Source organism: Bacillus sp. FSL R5-0576 (assembly GCF_038004765.1).
Classification (GTDB): domain Bacteria; phylum Bacillota; class Bacilli; order Bacillales; family Bacillaceae; genus Bacillus; species Bacillus subtilis.
In genome coordinates this window covers 586981-600856 of sequence record NZ_JBBORU010000001.1, presented here as the reverse complement: position 1 = coordinate 600856, position 13876 = coordinate 586981, and the positions used below count along the sequence as shown (strand labels likewise).

Genomic DNA, 13876 nt, shown 5'->3' with positions numbered 1-13876 from the left:
GTCGGCTCCCTGCTCTTTTATATTTTAACGCATTATCGATGGAAAGAGTACAGTTTTTTTCATGACGTCGAAGATTCCTCTTGGCGTAATACGTATATACGGAAGGTGCGTACTTTGCAAAAAGAGCAGCGTATAGATAGGATCGCAAAACTCATAGCCTCTTTCAGTCAAAAGATCTCTCAGCTTTTGTTCCTTCTCAAGCACGTCTTCATACGCTTCCGAAGAGGCGCAGCCGCACAGCGCAAGCGGGATTTCATGCAGAATGTTTCCGTTCTCCGCTAAAACAATTCCTCCTCCGATTTCTTTCATGCGGGCGAAAGCGAGCAGCATATCTGCTTTATTTTTTCCAATCGCGACAATGTCGCCCGTCGTCGTAAAGGAGCTTACAAATCCCTGCACGCTTGAGGCAAACCCTTTTATCATCGTATTGACGCGCCATTTCCCGTGTCTGTCGAGCATCAACAAATAACTTTCATCATGGTCAAACGAGAGCTGTTCCATCGAATTGTCGATCTCAATCATATATGGCTCCATAATAACCGCATTCCGCATTTTCACGCCCATCGGCATAGAAAACTGCAAGTCATCCATCGTCATATCATATGAAAGCTCAAGCGGGACAAGACCGCCTTTGTGCCAGTCCGTCTTTGTAAACGCCTTCAAATCACAGCCGTCTTCACGCAGAATAGTCCCTTTTGACAGAACAGTCACGGGATTCGGATTTAACAGATCTTCCAGTATGTTGAGCGATGCCAGTCTACCCGGTCCGACAACTCCTAAATAATCATCCATTTGGTAATACTTTGCGATATTAAATGATGCCATATTGTAGGCGTCGATTGCAGGTACGCCTTCTTCTAACGCGATGCGAATCAGCTCGTTTGTCATGCCGCCTTTATAGAAATTCGGGGTTGCGCCATCTGTCGTGTAAAAGAAGTGGTCATAATAGCGGAAGCCCTTCTCATGCAGTTCTTGCAAGATTTTTCTTACATCAGGGCGAATGGAAGAGTTCCGAAGGGAAACATAATAGCCCAGTTCCAGCCTTCTCATCACTTCATCACCTGTCATCGCTTCATGATCACAATCCGCACCGAACAGCTTCATTTTTGTAAGCGTTTTATCAGAAGCGCCGGGAAAATGCCCTTCAATGCGTTTTCTCTGTTTCTTTGTAGCTTGCATGCAGTGGAGCATTAAATCATCACCATCTACCAGGCGAGGCCATCCGGTCATTTCTCCGCCTTGAATCACATCCGGATGTTCAATCCACTGTTTTCTGACGTCAAATGGAAGGACGTGGTCCTCGTTCAGAACCTCGGTCTGGAGGTCATAGCGTGACCACCAAAAATACTGGACAGGCTGCTTTTTGAGTTCATTCAAAATCGTAAGCGCTTTCTTTTTTCCGCTTTGCAAAAGCAAAAATAAGTTATCATTCACGAATGTCGTTGTTCCATATTGAGACACATATTCCGCCAGTGTTTGGGGATTATATATTTGAAAAGGATGTGCGTGCGGTTCAATATAACCTGGCACAATGTATTTTCCTTCACAATCAATCGTATGAATTTCTTCGGCTCTATCCGGAAGTTCATGACCCACATAAACAATGCGGTCCTGATAAATCCAAATGTTTTTTTTCAGCCATTGTTTTACATATGGATTTAAGACGAGAGCATTCCGTAAAAGGAGCGTTGGAAGCAGCTTTGAGTCTACAACATCAACCTGTGCCCTGATGTCTTTGTTTTTCCAGTTAAAGGTGCGTTCGGACATTCACATACTCTCCTTTACATGTATTAGACTCATGGTATCACATCCTTCCTCATCACGCACGATAAAAACGTTACAAATTTTTGAAGGTTCGATTAAAAAACTTTTTTAAGTAAAAGGAGCGGATTTCCTTGAAGCCAAACATCAGTCTCATCAATGCCGTGTTCAGAATCGCCTGCGGATTGACGATTATGTCAGCCGCCAGTGCAAAGTTTACGAAAAAACCTTGGTGCAGAATGCATCTCTTTTACATCTTTATGGGGGCCATGAAAGCGGGTTCGGGAATCTTGCGCTTCTGTCCTGTGACCTACATGTTTCAACACAGTGATTCTGGAAATAACGAGCCTCAAAACGGATAAATGGAAAAGCTTGATCACAAAACGTGATCAAGCTTTTTTTTATGCCCACCCTTTGTTTTTATATAGAAATATCCTGCAGCTGCCAGCACTGCCGGATAAAGAAGCGCCCAGCCGCTGAATGAGTAAATCACCGCGCACGCCACAAACGCCCCGAGCGCCATCCACCAGCCTGAATCTCTCCAGCTCAGGAGTTTCAGTGCTGCCGCCAATGTACATATGTAAGATGCGATAAAAGCCGCGCTCGGCCCTTTCAACAGAGTCGTCAAATCGATTTGAAAGACGCCATGCGCTGCAAGCACTAAGCCAAACACCGCGGCCATCGCTGTCAAAACGCGAATAGGCGTACGTTTTGTCGCACTGAGTTTTCCAAAAAATACGGGTATGTGCCCCTCTCTCGCCAATGCGTACACCATTCTTGAAAAACCAGCAATATTGGCATGGATGGTAGCGAATGTAATAAACAGCGCTAAACATACCGTGACGTATACACCGCTTTCCCCTGCTCCTTTTGAGATGAGCATGGCAAGCGATGCAATTTCTCCATTCTCTCCATATGAATGAGTACCCACGGTCACAAATGACAGCATGATATACAGTCCCGCCACACAAGACGCTGCCAAAAACAAGCTGAGCGGGACATCTTTTTCAGGACGATGAAATTCCTCAGCCAATGGGGTAATCATTTCCCAGCCTACAAAAGAGAAAAAAATCATAACAGAAACAGATCCAGCAGCAGACCAGCCATGCGGAAGAAACGGCTTGAATTCTGCTATCGTGACGTGTGGCAATGACACAGCAATAGAAGTGACAAGCAGAAATACGATGACACATATAACAAGTGTACTAATGTTTGCTGATAGTTGAATCCCTCTCATATGAAGCAAAATAGATATAGCCAGCATGCAACCAGCAATCAATGTAATCTGCCAATCGGCCGCCTCTGTGATGTAACTGACGTAATGCGCGCCAGTCAAAGCGATGATGGGAACGCCGATCGGAACGGACCCTAACATGATCCAGCCCAAAATAGCCCCGGCTTTTTTCTGAAAGGCCAGCTGCACATAAGCCGTGATTCCTCCCGCGATGGGCGCTATTTTCACAAGCCGGGCCAGCGTGCCGACAAGAAGAAAAGATAAAAAAGACATGAATACCCAGACAAATAAAGAAGCCGGACCGGCCGTGTCCGCGGTGACAGACGGCAGGATTAATATCCCGCATCCTAAAACCGCCCCAATCGTTAACGCCGTCCCTTGTATCCAAGTAATAGAGCGCTGTAATTCTGGCAACATGATGCCCCCTCTCTGATTGATGGCTTTATTATAGAAAAAATAAGACGACATCCATATGCTACAATGAAGTTAAATCAACAGCATTACCTTACGATCAAAGGAATTTTCATTCATTCGCCTAAATATGTAAAGGAGCCAGACAAATGGACGATACAGACCTTCAGATTCTCTCGCATTTGCAGCGAAACGGCAGATTAACGATGGTTGAGCTGGGAAAGCTTGTCGGACTCAGCTCGCCAAGCGCGGCGGAGCGTGTCAGGAAGCTGGAAGACAAAGGAGTGATTACCGGCTACAGCGCGAATATCTGTTACGAAAAACTAAACAAGCATGTCACCGCTTTTATTCTCATGGAGCCGAAAAGCTGCAAGCACTACGCCGCCTTTGCAACATCGCATCCTGATGTAGCAGAAAACCACCGCATCACGGGGATGTACAGCTATGTGACAAAGGTCGTGACTGAATCGGTACATACGCTTGAGGATTTTATTGACGCCTCGATGGCCCATGGAAAACCAACCACGCTCGTTGTGCTTTCTTCTTCTAGCTGCCATCCCGCTTTTTGATAACAAAAAACCCGCAGCTAATCTGCGGGTTTTCCTCACTTATTTTTGGGCAGCCTTTAAAGCGCGTGCCCCAATATCTTTTCTGAAAAAGAGTCCCGGTTTGAATATTTCATCAACCGCTTTGTACACTCGGTCTCTAGCCGCTTCAAACGATTCATCAAAAGCTGTCACATTGGCGACGCGCCCCCCGTTTGTAACAAACTCTCCGCCTTCTGCTTTCGTTCCGGCATGGAAGACCACGACCTGCTCAGTTTCTGCTGCAAGGCTGCCGATCGGCGTGCCTTTTGCGTAGCTTTCCGGATACCCTTCTGATGCAAGCACAACACTCACTGCCGCGGTATCCTTCCATCTTAAGTCAACTTCCTTATCATCTAAAAGATCAAGAAGCACCTGTACCAGATCAGATTCCATGCGCGGAAGCACGACCTGTGTTTCCGGATCGCCGAAACGGGCATTAAATTCAATGACCTTCGAGCCGTTTTCAGTAAGCATCAATCCAGCGTACAAAACGCCAGTGAAGGAACGGCCTTCTTGTACCATTGCTTTTGCGGCCGGCTTAACGATCGTTTCTACAGCATGGCGAACCGTTTCTTCCGAAATTTGCGGAACTGGAGAGTAAGCGCCCATTCCGCCCGTATTCGGGCCTTTGTCTCCGTCAAACGCACGCTTGTGATCCTGGGCAATCACCATCGGATACACCTTTTCCCCTTTGACAAAGGCCATCAGAGAAAATTCTTCACCAGAAAGATATTCTTCAATGACAACGGACGCGCTCGCATCACCGAACTTTTCATCTTCAAGAAAGTCATGCAGACACGCAATTGCTTCTTCCTCTGTCATAGCCACAGTAACGCCTTTTCCAGCTGCAAGTCCATCTGCTTTTATCACAATCGGAGCACCTTTTTCCTGCACATATGCCTTCGCCTCTTCAAAGGATGTAAACGTGTCGTATTCTGCGGTCGGAATGTCGTATTTCTTCATTAAATCCTTAGCGAACTGTTTGCTTCCTTCGATGATCGCCGCGGCTTTTGACGGGCCGAACACACGTAAGCCCGCTTTTTCGAATTCATCCACCAGACCTTCAATTAAAGGAACCTCAGGGCCGACAATGGTCAGGCCGACCTGGTTTTCTTTTGCAAATGAGACAAGCCCTGCGTGGTCGCTCTCCTCAATGTTTACAAGCTGTGCAGAAGCTGCCATGCCGTCATTTCCGGGAGCGGCAAATACATTCTCGACGAGGCTGCTTTGCGCCGCCTTCCACGCCAGCGTATGCTCTCTTCCGCCTTTACCGATAATTAATACATTCACGTCGTTTTCATCCCCTTAATGTTTGAAGTGTCTGATGCCGGTGAATACCATGGCAATGCCGTATTCATCCGCTTTTTTGATAGAATCCTCATCACGGATCGATCCGCCTGGCTGAATGATGGCTGTAACGCCCGCTTTTGCCGCTTCTTCAACAGTATCTGGCATTGGGAAATATGCATCCGAACCGAGCGCGCTGCCCTTCGCTTTTTCCCCTGCTTGCTCGATTGCGATTTTTGCCGATCCGACGCGGTTCATTTGGCCTGCTCCCACGCCGACTGTCATGTTGTCCTTCGCGAGAACTATCGCATTTGATTTCACATGTTTCACGACTTTCCAAGCAAGCTTCAAGTCTTCCCACTCTTGCTCGTTCGGTTCTCTTTTTGTCGGAATGCTAATCTCAGCATCAACGAAGCCGTGCATATCTAAATCTTGAATCAGCAGCCCGCCTTGAACAGATGTCAGCTGTTTTTCCTTTTGAACAGCGGCGGATACGTCAAGCGTCAGCAGACGGAGATTTTTCTTCGCAGTCAGGACGTCGAGCGCTTCTTGGCTGAATGAAGGTGCAATGATGATTTCTAAGAAAATGTTGTGAAGCGCTTCGGCAGTTGCCTTGTCCACTTCACGGTTCAGCGCGATAATGCCGCCGAAGATAGATGTTTTATCCGCTTCAAACGCTCTGTCAAACGCTTCGGCGATCGTTTTTCCTGTTCCTACACCGCACGGATTCATATGCTTTACAGCAACAGCAGCCGGCTCAGTGAATTCACGAACGATTTGAACTGCCGCATCCGCGTCTTTAATATTGTTGTAAGAAAGCTCTTTTCCGTGAAGCTGTTCTGCTTGCGCAATAGAGCCTTTGACAGGAAGAGCTGTTTGATAGAAAGTTGCTTCCTGATGCGGGTTTTCTCCATAGCGAAGCGATTGTTTTTTCTCAAATGTCACAGTGAATTGCTCTGGTTCTTTTTCACCGACAACATTTGTCAGGTAGTCAGCGATCAGTGCATCATATGCCGCAGTATGACGGAATACTTTTGCCGCGAGCTCGCGTTTTTTCTGAAGAGATACGCTGCCTTCTTCTTTGATTTGATTTAGCACTGGGCTGTAATCGGCCGGATCGACGATAACCGTGACATCCTGATGGTTCTTTGATGCCGCACGCAGCATGCCAGGTCCGCCGATGTCGATATTTTCGATCGCTTCTTCATACGTGACGTCTTCTTTAGAAATCGTTTCTTTAAATGGATAGAGGTTGACGACAACGAGGTCAATCGGCTGAATCCCGTGTTTATTGATCTGCGCCATATGCTCTTCATTGCCGCGAACCGCCAGAAGACCGCCGTGAATATTCGGGTGAAGGGTTTTTAACCGGCCGTCCATAATTTCAGGAAAGCCTGTCACTTCAGAAATTCCGATCACATCTACACCGTTTTCTTGAAGCAGCTTTTTCGTTCCGCCTGTGGAGATGACTTCAACGCCAAGCTCTGTCAGTTCTTTTACGAAAGGAACGAGATTTGTTTTATCTGAAACACTGATTAATGCACGTTTAATGGTCATGCCTTTTCACCTCTGTTATTTAATCCTAATAGCTGTTTAATCACACTCGGATACCATTTATGCTCAAGCTTGTGAATTCGCTGTTCGATTGTTTCCAATGTATCATGTTCATCAATTTCGATTGCCTTTTGAGCGATGATCGGACCTGTATCCATTCCTTCATCGACATAATGCACGGTGATTCCGGCCACCTTCACACCCGCCCGGTATGCCTGTCCGACTGCGTCGATTCCAGGAAACGCCGGAAGAAGCGACGGGTGAATGTTAATGATTTTTCCTCCATATGCTTGAAGGAGCGTATCACCGATCAGCCTCATATAGCCGGCAAGAACAATCAATTCAACCTCGTGAAGGCGAAGCTGTTCAATGATGGCTTTTTCAAATGCAGCCTTGTTTTCATAAGACTTCGGCTCAAATGCGAAGGATGGAATGTGGAATGCTTCCGCCCGTTCGATGACTTTCGCCTGCGGTTTGTCGCAAACGAGGAGCGCTGCTGACGCATCCCAGTTCTCCTCCTTCAAACGCGTGACGATGGCTTCGAAGTTTGAACCGTTTCCTGATGCAAATACCGCAAACTTTTTCATGAAAGTGCCGCACCGCCGAATGTGACGCCTTCACCTTTTTTCACACGCCCAATTAAATAGGCTTTTTCGCCATGGCTTTCAAGCGTTCCGATCACATCTGTCAGATGCTCTTCTTTGACTGCCAAAACAAAACCGATACCCATATTAAAGACGTTGAACATGTCTTCTTCCTTTAGCTTGCCGTACTCTTGCAAGAAAGAAAAAATTGGCGGGATCGGCCATGAGCCATGATCAATTTCCGCACTTAAGCCTTCCGGAAGCATACGCGGAATATTTTCTATAAATCCTCCGCCTGTCACGTGCGCCATGCCGTCGATTTTTCCGCTTTTGACCGCGGCAAGCACAGGCTTCACGTAAATCCTTGTCGGTTCAAGCAATTCCTCGCCAAGCGGGCGTTCAAACGGCTCATATGTTGTATCAAGGTCCAGCTCCGCATCATCCAGAAGCACTTTTCTGACAAGGGAAAATCCGTTGCTGTGAAGGCCGCTGGAGCTGAGGCCGATCAAAAGATGGCCCTCTTCGATGTTTTCTCCAGTCACGATTTCGTCCTTTTCTGCCACTCCGACTGAGAAACCGGCAATATCGTATTCATCAACTGTATAGAGTCCCGGCATTTCAGCCGTTTCACCGCCGACTAAGGCTGAACCTGACTGCTCACAGCCTTCCGCCACACCTTGTACAATCTGTTCAATTTTCACTGGGTCCGCTTTGCCGACCGCTAAATAATCGAGGAAAAACAGCGGCTCTGCACCTTGTGCCAGCACGTCATTGACACACATTGCAACAGCGTCCACGCCAATCGTGTCATGCTTATCCATGGAAAAAGCGAGCTTTAATTTTGTGCCGACACCGTCCGTTCCCGAAATGAGAACTGGTTTTTGATAAGAAAGCTCAGACAGGTCAAACATGCCGCCAAAACCGCCAAGGCTGCCCATAACGCCAAGCCGTTTCGTGCGCTCCACGTGTTTTTTCATTCGTTTTACAGCTTCATATCCGGCTTCGATGTCAACTCCTGCGTTTTTATATGCTTCAGACATCCTATTCACTCCTTTAAGGCGCTTTTCAAAATATCTCCCCGAAAGAGGGCAGAAAGAGAAAGGCAGCCTAACTGCGCTGCCTTTATGTCATTTTTCAAGTTTTATTTGGTTAATACTGCTTCTTTTACGTGAGGAAGCACTGTATCCTGGTAAATTTCAGTCGGATATTTTCCTGTAAAGCAAGCGAGACACTGTCCGCAATTCGAGTCATCGTATTTTCTGCCGATGCCTTTCAGCAGCCCTTCCACACTCAAAAATGAGAGGGTATCGGCTCCGATTTCCTGACGGATTTCTTCAACAGAATGCGAAGACGCGATTAATTCTTCATGTGTGGAAGTATCAATGCCGTAAAAGCACGGATGAGCGATCGGCGGTGAACTGATTTTCACATGCACCTCTGTCGCACCCGCTTCTCTAAGCATCGTGACAATCCGGCGGCTAGTTGTTCCGCGTACGATAGAGTCATCCACCATCACGACGCGTTTGCCTTCTACAACCCCGCGCACCGCAGACAGCTTCATTCTAACGCCTTGCTCACGCAGAGCCTGGGAGGGCTGAATAAATGTTCTGCCGACATAGCGGTTTTTGATTAAGCCCAGCTCATACGGAATGCCTGTTGCCTCTGCATAGCCGATCGCCGCAGAAATACTGGAATCCGGAACCCCAGTTACGACGTCAGCTTCAACTGCGGATTCCTGAGCCAGCATTTTCCCAAGGTTTTTACGGGCACTGTGCACATTAATACCGTCAATATTGCTGTCTGGTCTGGAGAAATAAATGTACTCCATGCTGCAAATGGAACGATTGATATTCATGGAAAAACGCTCTGATTTCATGCCTTCATCATTAATGATCAGCATTTCCCCCGGCTCTACCTCGCGAAGGTACGTTGCGCCGACGACGTCAAATGCGCATGTTTCTGATGCGACCACATAAGCGTCGCCCATCATGCCGATCGACAGCGGTCTAAGCCCGTTCGGGTCAAGCGCGACAATCATTTCGGTTTCGGTCATGATCAGGAACGCGTAGGCGCCTTTCAGCATGGAAAGCGAGTTTTTAATTTGATCCTTCAGTGTGAAGTGGCCGCTTCTTTTGATCAGATGGGCCAAAACCTCTGTATCCGAAGAGGTTTGAAAAATGCTCCCTTGATTTTCGAGCTGCTGCTTCAGCTGAGTGGCGTTGACAAGGTTTCCGTTATGAGCAAGCGCCAGGCTGCCGTTGTTTTGGGAACGGAAGAGGAGCGGCTGTACATTTTCGTATCCGCCGCCTCCAGCCGTTGCGTACCGAACGTGCCCGATAGCGCCTTTTCCCTTTACTTTGCTGAGTTCGCCATTTTGAAATACTTCAGTGATCAGACCTTGGCCTTTGTGAGCCGTCAGCTTTTCACCGTCAGTCGCTACGATGCCCGCACCCTCCTGTCCTCGGTGCTGAAGGCTGTGGAGACCGTAATACGTGATCTGCGGGGCTTCTTCATGTCCCCAAATCCCAAAAACGCCGCATTCTTCATTTAAGCCTTTGATTTCAGCAAGCATGGGATAGCTCCTTTCCATACGCGTTCAAGCTCTTTCGTTTGCGCATGAATCATTTGTTGTCCATCTTGGTTTTGAATCGCCAGAATTCCGTCAGCTGTTACCTCACCAATATGAACCGCATCTTTGACAGTTGCTTCAAACGCTTCTTGATGTTCTTTTTTCACTGAAACGACGAAGCGGGATTGAGATTCAGAGAATAATAATGCCGCTTCCCCTTCTACAGTCACATTAGCGCCAAGGTTTTCCGTCGTCATGACACTTTCCGCAATCGCTACGCCTAAGCCGCCTTCAGACACATCATGCGCAGATTGAACGAAGCCTTTTTTAATCGCGTCAAGCAGTGCTTTTTGACGAGACAGCTCTACATCAAGATCGATTTGCGGGGCTTTGCCGTAAATACGGCCTTCTGTCATTTTTTGCAGCTCGCTTCCGGCAAACTCTGGTTTTGTTTCACCGATCACATATACGAGATCTCCCGCTTGTTTGAAATGCTGTGTTGTAATGTGTGCTGTATCTTCAATTAAGCCGACCATTCCGATAACTGGTGTCGGATAGATCGCCGTGCCGTTTGATTCGTTATAAAGCGATACGTTACCGCCGATAACCGGTGTGCTGAGAACATTGCACGCTTCGCTTATGCCGTCTGCCGCTTTTTCGATCTGCCAGAAGATTTCCGGCTTCTCCGGGTTTCCGAAGTTAAGGTTATCTGTGACCGCAAGCGGTTCTGCGCCTGAGCAAATGATGTTGCGCGCTGCTTCAGCGACAGCAATTTTCCCGCCGACTTCAGGATCGAGATAGAGATAACGCGCGTTACAGTCTGTCGTCATCGCCAGCGCCTTTTTCGTTCCGCGGATTCTGAGAACACCAGCATCAGACCCAGGAGCGACAACTGTATTCGTGCGCACCATGTAGTCATACTGATCATAAACCCACTCTTTACTCGCAATCGTCGGCTGCTGAAGAAGGGCCTTCAGCGTTTCATTCGCATCTTCAATTTGCGGAGCCGGAACGTCCGTTTCCAAAAACTCGCGATAGTAAGCAGGCTCTTGAGAAGGCTTATGGTAAACCGGTGCTTCTTCTGCCAAGGCATCAACAGGCAGCTCGCACACAACCTCTCCTTTGTGTGTCAGGCGAAGCATTTTATCATCTGTCACATGTCCGACAGAAACCGCTTCAAGATCATACTTGTCAAAAATATCGATGATTTCCTGCTCACGTCCGCGCTCAATAACCAAAAGCATCCGTTCTTGTGATTCAGAAAGCATCATTTCATACGCGGTCATGCCTGTTTCGCGCTGAGGAATCAGGTCAAGGTTCATTTCAATACCAGAACCGGCTTTACTTGCCATTTCTGCACTTGAGCTTGTTAAACCGGCAGCTCCCATATCCTGAATGCCGACTAAGGCGTCGCATTGGATGACTTCCAGACATGCTTCAAGCAAAAGCTTCTCCATAAACGGATCGCCGACTTGGACAGCAGAACGCTTTTCTTCAGACGAGTCTGACATTTCTTCAGAAGCAAACGTAGCGCCGTGGATTCCGTCACGCCCTGTTTTCGCTCCTACGTACATTACTGTGTTGCCGACACCCTTTGCCTGGCCTTTTTTGATGTCTTCATGGTTGATTAAACCGACGCACATTGCGTTGACGAGCGGATTTCCTTCATAGCTGCTGTCAAACTGCACTTCTCCGCCGACTGTCGGGATGCCGATACAGTTGCCGTATCCGGCGATACCCGCTACTACTTCTTCAAACAAGTACTTCACGCGGGGTGAAGTCAGTTCACCAAATCGAAGAGAGTTCAATACAGCGATTGGACGTGCACCCATTGAGAATACATCACGGATAATTCCGCCTACGCCAGTCGCAGCGCCTTGGTAAGGCTCGAGAGCTGATGGGTGGTTATGTGATTCAATTTTGAACACAACCGCTTGGTTATCACCGATATCAACGATTCCGGCGCCTTCCCCAGGCCCCTGCAGCACACGCTCGCCGCTTGTCGGGAACTTACGCAGAATCGGCTTTGAGTTTTTGTAGCTGCAATGCTCAGACCACATGACAGAAAAAATTCCGATTTCTGTGTAGTTCGGCAATCTTCCAAGAATGGATTCTATCAATGCAAACTCATCATCACTGACACCCATTTGCTGATATAGTTTCTCTTCTTTTATTTGTTCTTTACTTGGTTCAAGCAGTAGTGACATGAGTTTCCCTCCAATTTTTCACGATAGACTGGAACAATTTAAGACCGTCGGCGCTTCCAAGCAGTTCATCGACCGCGCGCTCAGGATGAGGCATCATGCCTAATACGTTGCCTTTCTCATTGACGACACCGGCAATGTCGCTGACACTTCCATTGATATTAGATCCGTATGTGAAAGCAATTTGATTGTTTTCCTTTAATGAAGCAAGCGTCTCGTCATCACAATAGAAATTTCCTTCACCGTGGGCAACCGGGATTGTAATCGATTGTCCCTTTTCGTAGGAAGCTGTGAATAATGTTTCGTCGTTCTGAACAATTAATTCAACCGGACGGCAAATGAACTTCAGATCTTTGTTGCGTCTCATTGCGCCTGGCAGCAGCCCAAGCTCCTGTAAAATCTGGAATCCGTTGCAGACGCCAAGAACAGGTTTTCCTTCAGCCGCTGCTTGTTTGACAGCTGGCATAATATTCGCAAATCGGGCGATGGCGCCGCATCTTAAGTAATCGCCGTAAGAAAACCCTCCCGGAATTAACACGCCGTCGAAGCCGTCAAGACTTGTTTCCTCATGCCAGACGTATTCCACTTCATGGCCGAGCTCATCCTTTACAGCATGATACATATCGATATCACAGTTGGAGCCGGGTAACACAATCACCGCAAATTTCACTGTGCGACTACCTCCTCAACCTCATATCTGTAATCTTCAATCACTGTGTTCGCAAGAAGTTTTTCGCACATTTCTTTCACTAGCACGTCAAGATCACGGTCAGATTTTTCAATGGTAAGCTCCATGTATTTCCCGATGCGCACATCTTGAACTTCGTTGTAAGTCATACTGTGCAAGGCATGCTGGACAGCGCTCCCTTGTGGATCTAGTACACTTTCTTTTAAGCTGACATAAACTTTTACTTTATACATGATGAATGCCTCCCAGTCTTTTGAAAATCTCTTCGTATGCGTCGGTTAAGCTTCCCAGATTGCGTCTGAATAAATCTTTATCCAGCTTTTCGTTCGTGTCTTTATCCCACAAGCGGCATGTGTCAGGAGAAATTTCATCCGCCAAAAGCACTTGCCCTTCTGCATCTAAACCGAATTCAAGCTTGAAATCTATTAATCTGACATGACAATCGCCGAAAATGCTTTGAAGCTCTTCATTTACTGTTTTTGTAATGGACTTAATGGTTTCTACCTGCTCAGGAGTCGCCGCTTTCAAAAGCCAAATATGATCTTCTGTGATGAGCGGATCACCCAGCGCGTCATCCTTGTAGTAAAACTCGATAATCGGCTGCTCAAGCTCCGTGCCTTCTGGAATGCCGAGACGTTTGGACATGCTTCCTGCCACAACATTTCTGACCACGACTTCAAGCGGCACAATCGTTACCTTTTTAATGAGCTGTTCCGTTTCCGAAATGCGCTCGATAAAATGATTGTTAATGCCCTTTGCATGAAGGTGTTTGAAAATTAAGCTTGAAATCTCGTTATTTAAGCGCCCTTTCCCGCTGATTTCTGCTTTTTTCTCGCCGTTAAAGGCAGTGGCGGAGTCTTTATACACGACATACAGCGTGTTTTCGTCATCGGTTTTGTAGATCTTTTTTGCTTTTCCTTCGTATAAAAGTTCATTCTTCACAATATTCACGGAAGGCCTCCTAACCCGAATGTTGGGAATTTTCAAACTGCGGCGG

The 13876-nt window shown here is 47.2% G+C and carries 13 protein-coding genes; 2 read left to right on the top strand and 11 right to left on the bottom strand.

The window, feature by feature from the left end; genetic code table 11:
* Nucleotides 1-24: 24 nt before the first annotated feature.
* Nucleotides 25-1767: an adenine deaminase gene (locus tag NX903_RS03080; protein WP_086343537.1), complete on the bottom strand. Its 1743-nt coding sequence runs from the start codon at nt 1765-1767 to the stop codon at nt 25-27.
* Nucleotides 1768-1895: 128 nt separating this feature from the next.
* Here NX903_RS03080 and NX903_RS03075 point away from each other — a divergent pair, with 128 nt between their 5' ends.
* Entirely contained in the window at nt 1896-2123 is a 228-nt protein-coding gene (locus NX903_RS03075; RefSeq protein WP_024572875.1) for a YgaP family membrane protein, read from the top strand.
* 14 nt (nt 2124-2137) lie between these two features.
* Here the strand turns inward: NX903_RS03075 and NX903_RS03070 are convergent, their stop codons facing one another.
* Nucleotides 2138-3412 (bottom strand): APC family permease, encoded by a 1275-nt coding sequence (locus NX903_RS03070; protein ID WP_086343536.1) that lies wholly within the window; start codon nt 3410-3412, stop codon nt 2138-2140.
* A gap of 143 nt (nt 3413-3555) precedes the next feature.
* Between NX903_RS03070 and NX903_RS03065 the strand changes: the two genes are divergently transcribed.
* Nucleotides 3556-3975, top strand: a complete 420-nt coding sequence (locus tag NX903_RS03065) for an Lrp/AsnC family transcriptional regulator (protein ID WP_015252648.1) — start codon at nt 3556-3558, stop codon at nt 3973-3975.
* A gap of 39 nt (nt 3976-4014) precedes the next feature.
* On the opposite strand, the gene purD is transcribed toward NX903_RS03065, so the two are convergent.
* From purD to purC, 9 genes are all read right to left on the bottom strand, one after another.
* The gene (gene purD, locus NX903_RS03060) at nt 4015-5283 is read right to left on the bottom strand and encodes a phosphoribosylamine--glycine ligase (protein ID WP_086343535.1); all 1269 of its coding nucleotides are present in this window, start codon (nt 5281-5283) and stop codon (nt 4015-4017) included.
* Between the two features lie 15 nt (nt 5284-5298).
* Nucleotides 5299-6837, bottom strand: coding sequence for a bifunctional phosphoribosylaminoimidazolecarboxamide formyltransferase/IMP cyclohydrolase (gene purH / locus NX903_RS03055; protein ID WP_024572879.1), 1539 nt, complete (start codon nt 6835-6837; stop codon nt 5299-5301).
* Entirely contained in the window at nt 6834-7421 is a 588-nt protein-coding gene (gene purN, locus NX903_RS03050) for a phosphoribosylglycinamide formyltransferase (RefSeq protein WP_021481301.1), read from the bottom strand. Before purN ends, purH begins: the two co-directional genes overlap by 4 nt.
* Nucleotides 7418-8458, bottom strand: a complete 1041-nt coding sequence (purM, locus tag NX903_RS03045; RefSeq protein WP_086343534.1) for a phosphoribosylformylglycinamidine cyclo-ligase — start codon at nt 8456-8458, stop codon at nt 7418-7420. The genes purN and purM overlap by 4 nt, the downstream gene beginning before the upstream one ends.
* Before the next feature lie 101 nt (nt 8459-8559).
* Complete coding sequence (purF, locus tag NX903_RS03040; RefSeq protein ID WP_003233947.1) at nt 8560-9990, bottom strand: amidophosphoribosyltransferase; 1431 nt, start codon at nt 9988-9990, stop codon at nt 8560-8562.
* Nucleotides 9966-12194 carry a phosphoribosylformylglycinamidine synthase subunit PurL gene (gene purL / locus NX903_RS03035; protein ID WP_049140793.1) on the bottom strand — a complete coding sequence of 743 codons (2229 nt, stop codon included), beginning with the start codon at nt 12192-12194 and terminating at the stop codon, nt 9966-9968. Before purL ends, purF begins: the two co-directional genes overlap by 25 nt.
* The gene (gene purQ, locus NX903_RS03030; RefSeq protein WP_014663062.1) at nt 12178-12861 is read right to left on the bottom strand and encodes a phosphoribosylformylglycinamidine synthase subunit PurQ; all 684 of its coding nucleotides are present in this window, start codon (nt 12859-12861) and stop codon (nt 12178-12180) included. The genes purL and purQ overlap by 17 nt, the downstream gene beginning before the upstream one ends.
* Nucleotides 12858-13112 (bottom strand): phosphoribosylformylglycinamidine synthase subunit PurS, encoded by a 255-nt coding sequence (purS, locus tag NX903_RS03025; RefSeq protein WP_003219409.1) that lies wholly within the window; start codon nt 13110-13112, stop codon nt 12858-12860. The genes purQ and purS overlap by 4 nt, the downstream gene beginning before the upstream one ends.
* Nucleotides 13105-13830 carry a phosphoribosylaminoimidazolesuccinocarboxamide synthase gene (gene purC / locus NX903_RS03020; protein ID WP_015715439.1) on the bottom strand — a complete coding sequence of 242 codons (726 nt, stop codon included), beginning with the start codon at nt 13828-13830 and terminating at the stop codon, nt 13105-13107. The genes purS and purC overlap by 8 nt, the downstream gene beginning before the upstream one ends.
* Nucleotides 13831-13876: the final 46 nt, after the last annotated feature.